Annotated in this window: 8 protein-coding genes; all 8 read right to left on the bottom strand. The window is 31.1% G+C overall.

Annotated features, from left to right (window positions below; translation table 11 throughout):
• The coding region (locus HPY79_11475; protein NSW46423.1) for a hypothetical protein at positions 1-162 on the bottom strand (162 nt) is incomplete at its 3' end.
• Between the two features lie 157 nt (positions 163-319).
• On the bottom strand, positions 320-850 hold the full coding sequence (locus HPY79_11470; protein NSW46422.1) for a hypothetical protein: 531 nt from the start codon (positions 848-850) through the stop codon (positions 320-322).
• Between the two features lie 20 nt (positions 851-870).
• Complete coding sequence (locus HPY79_11465) at positions 871-7,341, bottom strand: hypothetical protein (GenBank protein ID NSW46421.1); 6,471 nt, start codon at positions 7,339-7,341, stop codon at positions 871-873.
• Positions 7,320-8,216 carry a hypothetical protein gene (locus tag HPY79_11460; protein NSW46420.1) on the bottom strand — a complete coding sequence of 299 codons (897 nt, stop codon included), beginning with the start codon at positions 8,214-8,216 and terminating at the stop codon, positions 7,320-7,322. Before HPY79_11460 ends, HPY79_11465 begins: the two co-directional genes overlap by 22 nt.
• A 4-nt stretch (positions 8,217-8,220) precedes the next feature.
• Positions 8,221-8,673 carry a T9SS type A sorting domain-containing protein gene (locus tag HPY79_11455; GenBank protein ID NSW46419.1) on the bottom strand — a complete coding sequence of 151 codons (453 nt, stop codon included), beginning with the start codon at positions 8,671-8,673 and terminating at the stop codon, positions 8,221-8,223.
• Positions 8,674-8,676: 3 nt separating this feature from the next.
• On the bottom strand, positions 8,677-10,482 hold the full coding sequence (locus HPY79_11450; protein NSW46418.1) for a hypothetical protein: 1,806 nt from the start codon (positions 10,480-10,482) through the stop codon (positions 8,677-8,679).
• 148 nt (positions 10,483-10,630) lie between these two features.
• Positions 10,631-11,665 (bottom strand): hypothetical protein, encoded by a 1,035-nt coding sequence (locus tag HPY79_11445; GenBank protein NSW46417.1) that lies wholly within the window; start codon positions 11,663-11,665, stop codon positions 10,631-10,633.
• Between the two features lie 75 nt (positions 11,666-11,740).
• A partial coding sequence (locus tag HPY79_11440) for a T9SS type A sorting domain-containing protein (GenBank protein ID NSW46416.1) occupies positions 11,741-11,993 on the bottom strand: 253 nt, incomplete at its 5' end.

Here is an 11,993-nt window from a genome sequence, read left to right as displayed (position 1 = left end):
ATATCGGTTATACGCCTGTGGGTTGTATAGGCTAAAGTTTGAACAATAGTAAAGCTCTTTTATCGCTGTATGCTGAAAAAAATGATAAGCAGTTGTACTATTGCAATTATAACCAACCACTTCGTTACAAGTGAGCGTAATATTTTTTGGCTGATGTAGCATAGATGGTTTTGTAAGGGTAAAGGTAGAATATTTTTTCAAAAACTGCAATTGTTTTAATTATTTTTTTAATGCTCACGGAAAAACGCATGAAAGATTTGTTGGACGGGAAAGTTAATTTTTAATGCATGAAAAAGCCCGAACAATGCCGGGCTTTTAACTATTCTTTATAAAGTACTTTTATTGTATTGCTTTCTATTGGTTTTCTTATGGAATTTTTTATAATACAAAATTCATCTCTATAAACTAATCTCATAGAATACTTCCCATAGCATTTGTTTAAATTGCCAAATTCTAAAGCATCTTGTACTAATTTTTTAAAATCAACATTAAAATTAAAAGTATATTTTTCTCCGCTTTTTAAAAGAAAATAGTCATCCTTTGTTGGTTTGCTAATCTTTGAAAAAAAATATATTGGAGATATCATCAAAACAGTGTCTTTAAATAGCACTTCCAAATTCCAAGCATATGCTTTGTTCTGTGAAATAGTAACTTCATTCCTATTCAGAAAATAAAAATCATTATCCGTATTATTCTCAAAAGAAACCATAACATTTATTGAATCAGAAACGATATTAGTTGTCGTGCTTATGGTTAATTTAACACCATTACTTTCTGATAGCAACACGTTATTTGTTTTACAACTTGAAAAAAGACAAATCATGTTTAATATTAATATTTGATGCCACATAATTGTTTTATGGTTAAATGCTAAAATATTGTATTGTAATACATAAATGGATTAGGAAGAAATGTTCCAAAACCTTTATATCCATGATTAGTTTTAATAAAATCAATATAATCCAAATAATTGCCCTGGGTAACTCTATTATACCGCATTTCAAGTTTATAAGATCGTATTTCAAAATGATCTAAAAGGCTTCGTCTTGTTGGTATAGTTAATTTACCAGCTGTGTATTTATTCCAATCACTAAGATGGTTTAACTCATGTCTAGCTGTTGAAAAGGCATATCCTTTACCTTTATTAAGAGCTGATGGTCCTATTTCTACGTAATTATTACCACCAGTATAAAGTCCATCATATGGAAGGGAAGAAATATAATGAACATTTGAACCAAATTTATTTTGAATTTTAGTTATTTTATCTGTAGTAGACAGTCTATCCCATGTACCATATTCATACATTGATGATGCAAACGATAACCCAAAAGAAAAAGCACCAGCAGTTCCCATTGTTCTTAAATAATCTTCGCCAGAGTAATCAATTCCACCGCCTTCAAATATATCTGTTGCTAACATTCCTGCACCAGAAGATGCTATTCCTGTTAATCCCGCCCATCCAGCTTTACCAAGATAAGTAGGCAAATTTTTCATAAAGCTAGTAGAACTAACTGTAAAACTCGGAGATAAAAGACCCATTCCGCCAAATACTGCACCTGTTACTGCGGCTCCTCCAACTTGAGCCCAATTAATATTTTCTCTTGTTCCTGCTGCAATTTGTATTCCCTGTATTCCTAAATCAATAGCACCACCCCAACATGCAGCATCAAGTATCATCCCTACTGGAGTAAGTCCAATCGGTGTTAGTAAAGCTGTAAAAATAAACTCCCCGCTCGGATCCGTGTACATCAGCGGGTTGTTCAGGCAATAGCTATATCTGTTATACGCTTGTGGGTTGTGGGGAGCGGGCACGTAGTTGTCGGGGCTAAGCATGCGGGCAAGGGCGGGGTCGTATAGGCGACCGTTCATATTTATAAGTCCAAACTCGGGCAACATCTCGTGCATGGTAAAGCCTCGGTAAGTGATAGTAAGAGGCTGAGCATTATCGTAAAGCCATGTACCTGCATTGCGTATTCTTCCCCACGGATCATAACTGGTTCGTTCTATTATATTACCCTGTTCATCCATTATAGCTACAATAGAAGCAAGATGGTCGGTTAGTGTGTAGTATAAGCTCTTCTGTCCGTTACGGGTTACTATAATAGCAATATTTCCTGCTGGTCCTTTAATATAGCAATAATCGGTTGTTTGTCCGTATTCGTTTATTTCTTTTTCGTAGTCGCCAAAATAGTAACGTGTCCATTTTATAATTTCCTGTCCTGTTTGCAAGTTTTTTATTTTGTAAAGCGATTTTATGCGTTGCTTGTCAAAACCATATTCTAATTCGAGAATATGCTGTACATTGTTTTGCAAATCGGTTTCTATAATCTTTTTCGGTTGATTAAACGACGTATATTCAATTTGTTGTTTATTAAACAAAACAGCATTTTGTGCATTTTGTACACCGGATATAGCGTGTGGTTGTGGTAAGTTATACAGAAAAGTTCCGGCATCAGACTTATAGGTTATATTGCCTTTATTGTCGTATTGAACCGTATGTTGATAATTGTTATTAACGTTCCAACCTGTAAGTCTATCAAGTAAGTCGTAAGTAAAAGTTTCGGTATTATTGTAATAATGGTCAGTGCGTGAAATGAGGTTACCGGTATGCATATCCCATTGATATGTGTATTGAAAATCGTTAGCACAGGTTATTGAAGATAATCTTTTGTAGGTGTCGTATTGGTATTCTATTTTTTTGTTTGAGTTACCCAGATATATTTTAAGCGGTTGTCCTGAAGCATTATATTCGTTACATGTCCAGATAATATTGTTATTATCTGTTCTTTTTATACCAATTAGTTCATGTTCGTTATTATATATATATTGTATTTGAAAACCATCTGGATAAGTATATGTATTAATATCTGCATGCTGGTTATATGTATAATTTGCGGTATAGTAATTACCTTCGTATTTTTGCTTTATGTAGGAGGGTCGAGCCAGTTCATCGTATTGGTATTCAATAATATGTCCATTGGGAGCTGTTTGTTTAGCTACTTTGCCAATACCATTACCATTTTGTACGTATTCGGTTGTATAGGTTCCTTCGTGGGTATTAATTGTTGTAGGTCTTCCAAGTATATCGTAATCCAGAATATCGGAATATTGGTTAGCATTGGTTTGTTTTTTCAATTCGCCAAAGCCATTGTATTCATAATTGGTAGGTCCTGCATTTGCATCAAATAATTGAGTTTGATAGCCTGCATGATTGTATTGCATGGTTGTTGGTGCTCCTGTAGCATCAATATTTATAGGCTTTAATAAACTATTATACTGTAAAGTTGCTAAACTTCCAGTAGGGAAAACCGATTGTAAAACATTTCCAACGGCATCGTAATAATTAATGGTCGAACGACCAAGCGTATCAGTTACTGTAGTTTGAAGTTGGTTGTAATTGTATATAAGTGGTGTAAACATGTATTGTTTTCTTTTTAAGCGATGATCGCCTTGAGAATAATATTGATAAAATGATATGTTATCCGGCAAAGTAATATTTCCGAACAAATTTAACGGAAAAGATGGTCCAAGTTCTTTAACTGTTCGCCCCATATTATCAAATTCGGTATATGTCATAATGTCGCTGCCATAATTTTTGTATTTAGTTGCAATATTACGATTTAGTTTATCGTAGTATGTATAAACAGGTGTTTCGTCGGTTATTTGCGATGCAACAGTGTAAACTACATTGTTGTATGGGTTACCTAAGCTCCATAAATATTGATACGATTTAGAAAGTCCATCGGGATAAGTTTCTTTTACAATTCTTCCCCATTTATCGTATTCGTAAGTTGTTGAATTACCATTAATATCGGTATGCTTAATAAGTGCAGCAAGCGTGTTGTCATATTCAAGAGTTTCGGTATGACCAATTGCATTAGTTTTTTTAATAATAAAACGTCCAAAATCATCGTATTTAACATACGAAGTTCTATCCGATTCACTGGGAGTTGTTGCTCGCACTTTTTCGGGAAGACCAAAATTATTAAAATCTTCGAAAAATGTTGTTATATTTTTATTTACATCATGTTCTGAAATTATTTCGCCCTTGTTGTTATATGAATACAGAAATGTTTGAGTAAAAGGACTATTGTTTTTATATGTATTTGTTGTTTGCTTTTGTGATATACGACTTGGCTTACCAAAATTAATGGGGTCGATATATTGATAGGTGTTATGAACAACGTTATCGTATTGCGAAGTATTAAGAGGGTATATATAAGTGTATTGTTCTGTAAGATTGAAGTCATTATCATAAGCAAAGGTATTTTTTTGTTGAGTATAATTTAAATAATCACTTAAAATAGTATTTTCAGGATAAGCAAAATAAGCTTTATTGTTGGTATTGGGTACAAACTTAAATTGATAGTTTTGATTTTCGCTGCTTGCTATTATGTTGTTCGATGGTAAACCATAAGTAATTGTTTTATATGGTAATAACATCTGTAAATTATTGTTGAAAGTCATTAACGATTTTGTTTTCCTGTTAGCAGCCACATCCGTTATTTCTGTTTCGTAAAAGCCAAGTAATTGTTTGCGAGATCGGTTATACTTAATAGCTCTATATGCATAATTAAATGTGTTTAAACCATTACCTAAACCATTTGAAGTTTTTAATTCGCTTACAACATAAAATGGAAAGAAGTAATTTTGTTTATCTGCCAATAAAGTGGCACTGGAAGAATATACTCCATCGGTTGTATAGCTATAATTAAAATAAGTGTAACGTTTAAAACCATCAACAGCAGCTAAAATGTGGAATTGGTGGTCTGGTATTGATTTTAAAGTATATATATCAACTTTTGAATGATTTTCATAAAAACTATTTGTTAAAAACAATATATCTGATTTATTATCATTATTCAGGTTTCCTACAAATTGTAAGTTAGAATCAAAAATAAATAATTGTGAAGAACTGCATTGTGTACTATTTATAACAAACACATTGTCATTAAAAGTAAACTGATTTGCTCCTTTTGAGTAATAAATTTTTGATTTAATGGTTTTATAAAGAACACCATTCATGGGGTTTTCATTAATTATAAAAGACAATGTTAAAATATCCGATAGATTATCGCCATTAAAATTACCTACAAGAATATTGAATGGATTAATATTGTAGGTATGTTCATCTGATTTTCCGGTTAAAAAGGTTTGGAATGCTTCATTCTTAAATAAGTTCTCGGCAGAATATGCTATATTTACATAAAATTTTATTTCATTTTCATTAATATCTTCTTTTATACCATAAATAATATCTGTCAATCCGTCTCCATTAAAATCGCCCAGATCGTAAATAATATGGTCTTTGTTGAAAAAATTGTTATTTAAAAGAATTTTTGAAGCAAACATAAACATGGTCCCCTGTTGAACATCGTTAGGTACCAGTTCAAATACTCTGAGACTACAGGGTTGATAAGTGGTAGTCTGATTATTTGAATAATTGGAAATGGATATAGGTTTTGGTGTATTATAAATGACAGCTAATTGTTGTTTGCCTCCACTATTTCTGAAATTAAGCGGGATAATTTTATCGCCAAATTCGAATATTTCTTTAAAAATATCGGTGCTATTTGAAGAAGGCTGAAAATTATATATTTTATCTTTTGCCGGACAAATAAGGAATGTATTGCAAAGACCATTCAGTAAATTTTGTTTCAAAGGTATTAAAATATCACTAGCTCCATCACCATCAAAATCGCCTACGGTATAGTAATTATATTCTTTTATTGGCTTAGCAAAAAGATTTTGAATAGCGTTTATATATTGTGAACTATAGGATGCTGTTTCACCATTATTTAAAGTAATTTCCTTCTTTTTAACGAAATTATTATTTTCATTGAAACCATAGATATGAAAACCAATTACATATTTATCTAAATGATTTTGATTATCAGTAAAATACCTTTCTTTTGTAATTAAAATATCCGTTTTACCGTCACCGTCAAAATCTCCTAATTTTAACCAAGAATAATATTTATCAAATACATACATAAAACCAATACTATTATTGTATTGATTGGGAGTATTAAAAGCGTATTCAAAAGTGCTTTGATCTTTCCCTGAGTATATAATCAGTTTACTTAAAACATGAAAATTATTAACTTTAACAAATAAAAAACGAATAAGGTCTGTAAAACCATCTCCATTAAAATCTCCATAATTTATCAAATTTCCTGTAATATGGTATATATTATCTAAGGAATAAGAATTACTTGTAAACAAAAAATTATTAATTCCATAATCAAAACGTAATGGATTTAAATATTGTCCATCGGCATTTTTTATTTTTATTTCGGAAAGTTTAATTGCATGATTATCGTAAAAATAAGAAAATAAATATTCTTTAAATAAATTACCGGATGATATTACCTTAATTTTAGATAATATCTTACTTAATTTAAGTGTATTCCCTTTGATGTAATAAAGCTGATTGTCGTAATTAGTTCTATCATCATAATAGAAAAGTATTCGGTTATATGGTGTCTTATTTTCGTTACCTGTATATTCTATTTCTGCTATGTACTGTTCCTGATTATTAAAATTGTAATATTTGTAGTTAATATAATTCCCGTGTAAGTCGTAAACTCTATTCAGGTTCCATGCTAAAGTTTTATTTGGTTCAATATTTAATTTTGAATCATCTGTTTTTCCATATTCGTATGTTAGTCCTTCTTTATTTTTTACAATAAAGTAGTTACCCTGTGGGTAGTATTGAATTTGTTCGTAGTTGGAACCATCTGCTATCACGTAAGTATTATTGCCAGTTTTTATAAGTCTTTTACCGTCTAACATCAGTGCATCATTTGCAGTAAAATCAAAACCTTCAACAACATTATCGTAATATAGATTTTTATTGGTTCTGGTAACAGCAGAAATGCCTGTAATATTCCATCCATATCCGGCAATTCCAATTCCTGCCTGACTATTATATGCAATTGAAACAGATGGTTGCAAGTTCTTGGTGCCTGGTGGAATATCGAGCGGTACTTCGTAAACAGCAGCACCTGATGGCGAAACAGATGGAATACCACTTAAAGCACCAACAGGTAAACTCGTATTTATTGTATAATTTGATACTTGTGGTATATTAGCAGCATTTTGAATAACCTGAACTGGTATAGTTTGCGAAGGATCGATGCGAGCAATCATTTTGCCATCGGTATATCCGTTAAATTCATAACCCGGATAAAATACTACTTGCTCGCGTGCAACATATTCCTTCGATAGATGACTTTGATTATTGTTTAAATCAAAACGAATATCATGCACCGGAGGCTGTGCATTCAAACTATTATAAAACAAAAATAAGGCTAATATCAATCTTTTATACGTTCCCATCGCTGATATACATATGTTGACGTTTTATGACGATACAATTTTTTATTAGGCAAATAAAAGTATTTATTAACATATTGCTGTACTGCCATTGAATTATAATAATCTATTACACATTCTGATATTACTGCATTATTAGCTATTTCGTCTGAATAGTCGTATTGATCCAAGTTTAATTCATTCGTATATTCAATTATTATTTCATTATTCGATAATCTTTTTATTTTGCCTTTCATTTTACCTATATCTATAAATAATTTGTCTTTATCGTCCCATTTCCATGTGCCAGAATATGTTGAAGTATATTTATTATCGTATTGATAATTTTGGTTATTGCTGTTATTATATGTCTGATTTAAACCATTACTGCAAGTATATTCATAGCCAAAGCTGTTATCTGTTACATTTACACTTTTTGTATAGTTGCATTCTTCAGTTGCTTCATAAGTATGATCCTTTTTAATATCTATTAAAAAACTATAAGTACCCGTTTGTTTAATTTTATAATCCTGAATATTTTCTTGTAAGGTTAAAATCGAATCTTTGATGTTTAATGTATCACCAAGTAAAAGTAATGATTTCCACCCACTTTTAGAATACGTAGCTATATTGCCTTCGTTATTTGCAAACAAAAATTCATTTTTAGAATATTCATAATTAGTTGAAAATGTTTTAGGTGTGTTTTTATTTAAGTAATTATAATAATAATTTTTTTCATCAATATCAATCTTCTTTTCTTCTACCAATTTCCATTTACCTATCAAACGCTGATTTCTACTTCTTAACGACAACCATGGGTCTTCTTCGCCTTTGCGACAACCAGAATAAATAAAAGCCATTACTAAAAATAAACTAAAAATAGATACTAACTTTTTCATAACTTTAAATTTTAATTATTTTATATTCTTTTTTTTCATTGTTAATATACAAATTTAATATATAATTCCCGTCTGGAAAATTTAAAAAATCGATATTAAATATTTTACTGTAGACAACTTCATGTTTTATTTGTTTACCATTATTATCGTTAAGAGTGTAAGAAATATTTGTCTTATCCGTATAGTTTTCTATAATTATATGCAAATTAGCATTTACAGGATTGGGAAATATATTAATTTTGTATTCTCCAGCATAATCATGTACTGATTTATTGCTTGTATCTTTTTTATCGTTAAAATAATGTTCACTTAAAAGGCTATCTACATTATTAGATTGCAATGTAATAATTTGCCTAAGAATTCTGTTCCCAGTAGCATCGTAACTATATTCAATAGTCTGTCCGCTAATTTTTATTACAAATAAATAGAGTATAAATATTATAATGTATATTTTCATTATTTATTCTTCTTTACTTTTAATTTGACGAATTTCATTTTCTAACTGTAAAATATATAATGTTAGCTCTTCTATTTTCTTTAAAAGTAACGAATTCATTTTTCCAACATCTAAACCACTTTGCAATATCTCTTTTTCTGATGGTATATCAGGTAAATGTTTATGTTGTTTTACAAAATTTTTTAATTCTTTTATGCTCATTAAATTGTAATTTTCGTCAAATACTTCATCGTACCAGTCAGTAACATCTACTTTAAACAATTTGCAATGAATAGTCCCATTCACATCAAGTTCGTTCTGAGGATTTATTGTACCTATACCAACTTTACCACCATTCACAGCTAAATATGTATTATATAAAGTTGAAAAATTACCACCTTGCTCACCGCCGACTATCACATTTTTATTCGAATACCAGTTTATCATTAAATCCTGGCTTGTGTTAATTATTGCATGAGCACCATCTACGCCAATGCTTATGTTACCGCTTTGATTTTCAGCTCTTATAAATGCAGATTGATTAGTACTTTCATATACATGCATCCTTTCGGCAGGCTGTTCGGTACCTATTCCTACTTTACCTGAGACAAAAAAACCGCCACTCTTATTTATAGAACATAATTTTATTGTCGTATTATTACCATCGTTTCGCATAAAATTAAAGGCTGCAGGGTTTTGCCAGTTGTGTATCCAGAAGTTTACATTGCCGGCAGGCGTGCCGTTAGCATCTTCGTCCACACTGATGCCTCGCCGTTCGGGTATGCGACCACGGGTTACTATCTCAAAACCATTGTTTTGTTCAAATGTTTTAGTGCCATTAGTGGTGGTGCCATATATCAATACATCGCCTTGGTTGCTTATTTTTATACCTTGTGCACTGCCATCGTTGCTTAGCCAATGGTCGTTGAGTTTTACATCTTGCGTTGCGGTATGGTTGCCTAAATTATCGCCAATAAGCGTTGGCTGTGCCTGACTCACATTGCCTTGTGAATCGATAAGTAAAATGCGTGCATTGGTAGCTTGCGTGGCTACCGTCAGATTTTCCATGCGTACTGTGCCGTTGGTGTGAAGCTTGGCGGTTGGATTGGTGGTGCCAATACCAATATTGCCCAAAGAATTTATCGTTAACATATCAACATTGTTGGTACCTAACGATATGCTTTGCTGCCCCTGTTGTACCATACGTGCATTGCCATTAGCGGCTAAGCCTATTAGTAAGCCGCTACTTTGACCGGTTCCGGTGGTATTGTTCGTTATTTGTATGCCATAAATGTTGGTTGCCAACGTGATTTTATTTTCATCGCCGTTTATATTATTTATTATGCCTATCGGTTTGTGAATGTGCAATACATTTTGAGGCGTGGAGATGCCGATTCCGGTATTTCCTGCCGGTGTTATTACCAAATGTTCGGTGATGCCGGTTGCCAATACTAAGTTATCGTTCTGAAAATTAGTGATGGTTGCCTTGTTGCCTGTCATTCCGATAAACATCCCGATGGTTTGGTTACCAACCGGAAAACCTGTCGTTTGGTTGGTTATATTTAAATAAGTGTTAATAGAATTAAACTCGTGCAGGTGTAATGTTGTTCGGGGTACATAGGCTTCGCTCCAACCAAAGCCTATACCTATTTTATTTTTATGGTATAACCATCCATTACAGTTTCCAGGAGATGAACATTGAATTTGATTTTGGGCTTGCATACAAACAGGCATTAAAGCCATATAACTAATTGATAATAAGGCTATTGCCCCCCCCCCATATATATTCCGAAGGGCTTTACGAATGAAAAATCGGCTAATAAAACGCATAAGTTGATAAACTAATTTGTTGCAAATATAAAACTTATTTTTTTTATTGTCAAGAGGCAAATTTTTAAACTACGTTGTTATTGTGTAGATGGTAAAACCTCTCACTAAAATTCAGCTATATTTTTATATATCAACTTTTAAAAAAGTTTTATTTTCCAAAAATATAACCAAACGTAATAAAAAACTTATTAGCTATTAAAAACCTTCTATAACCATTAGTCAAATTATAATAGAAATAATTGATGTTATAAGTAAAATTATAATTTGAAGCCCAAATAGATGGAGAATAATTAAACTTCATAATAAAACGCCTTGCTGTAGTAACCCTAAGACCCATATTTAAGCTAATTTGATGAGAGCTTTCGTAAAAAAATTCATCAAAAATACTGAATCTTTCATGATAATATATATGACCCACACCAAATTCTGTAGAAGTAACAGGATTTATTTGTTGAACATAATTAATAAAATTACGCATAAAAAGGTTGTGCCCATATTTATTGCTAATATCATACTTTTTGAACACATAAATATTTGGATTGACAGATAAATATAACCCATGGTTTTTAAAACTGTATAAAAGTCTTTCATAACTTAAACCCATTATAGAATTTATGCCTATTAAATTTTTCGGTAACGTTAACTCTTCATTATAAAAAGATGAATTTAACAACGATTTATTGTTAAATCTATATCCAATAGATAAACCCAAAGGGAATGATGCATATCCATAATAAAAGGTTGCTTCACTATTGGGGTCCTCAGGTAATTTATAAAGATAACTTAATGAAAAAGTGGTATTAATTTTAAAAAATATATTATTGTTGAAAACTTTCATAATAGAAGTATTCCATGAAAAATCATAACCAAGTTTTTTCTCACCTAAAGAACCTCCCAGCTTAAAACCGGGCCCAAATTCAAAAAAGAATTTTCTCGATTTATTTGAAAATCTATTTAAAAAGAAAAAATGACTGTTGGCAAAATCAAATTCTGAATACTCAAAATTATTTATTCCTGTTAAAAAATCGAGACTATATCTGTTTCTTGAAAACAGAGTTTGTTGATAGTTCAATGACATCAAAATAGATGAACCTAAGAGTTCATAAAATATATTAGCGGGATAAATATTTGTTTTTTTAGAACTATCCATTACCATTGAATCAGCTGGTTGTAATTTGATCATTAAAAATTCTTCTTTTTTAGCATAAAATGATTCACTAAAAAAAAACAGATAGTAATAATATGAATAAAACTTTTCTCATTGTAAAACTATTTTTTGTATTTGAACTAATTCGTTTTGATTAAAAATTTTAAAAATGTAAAGACCACGTTTTAAGTGCCCTACTGAAATATTTTCGTTAGCATTGATATTGGTTTTTGCTATTAATTGCCCCATTATGTCGTAAATCTCGACAGAATAATTTTCAGTTTCATTTGATTGTAAAACAAGAATATCATTAGTCGGATTGGGTAAAAGCTGAATATTATTAGAGTTTAAAGTTTGCTTGGAT

Source organism: Bacteroidales bacterium, assembly GCA_013314715.1.
Taxonomy (GTDB): Bacteria; Bacteroidota; Bacteroidia; order Bacteroidales; family GWA2-32-17; genus Ch61.
The sequence above is the reverse complement of the archived record's forward strand: the minus strand, read 5'-3'. Positions and strand labels throughout refer to the sequence as shown.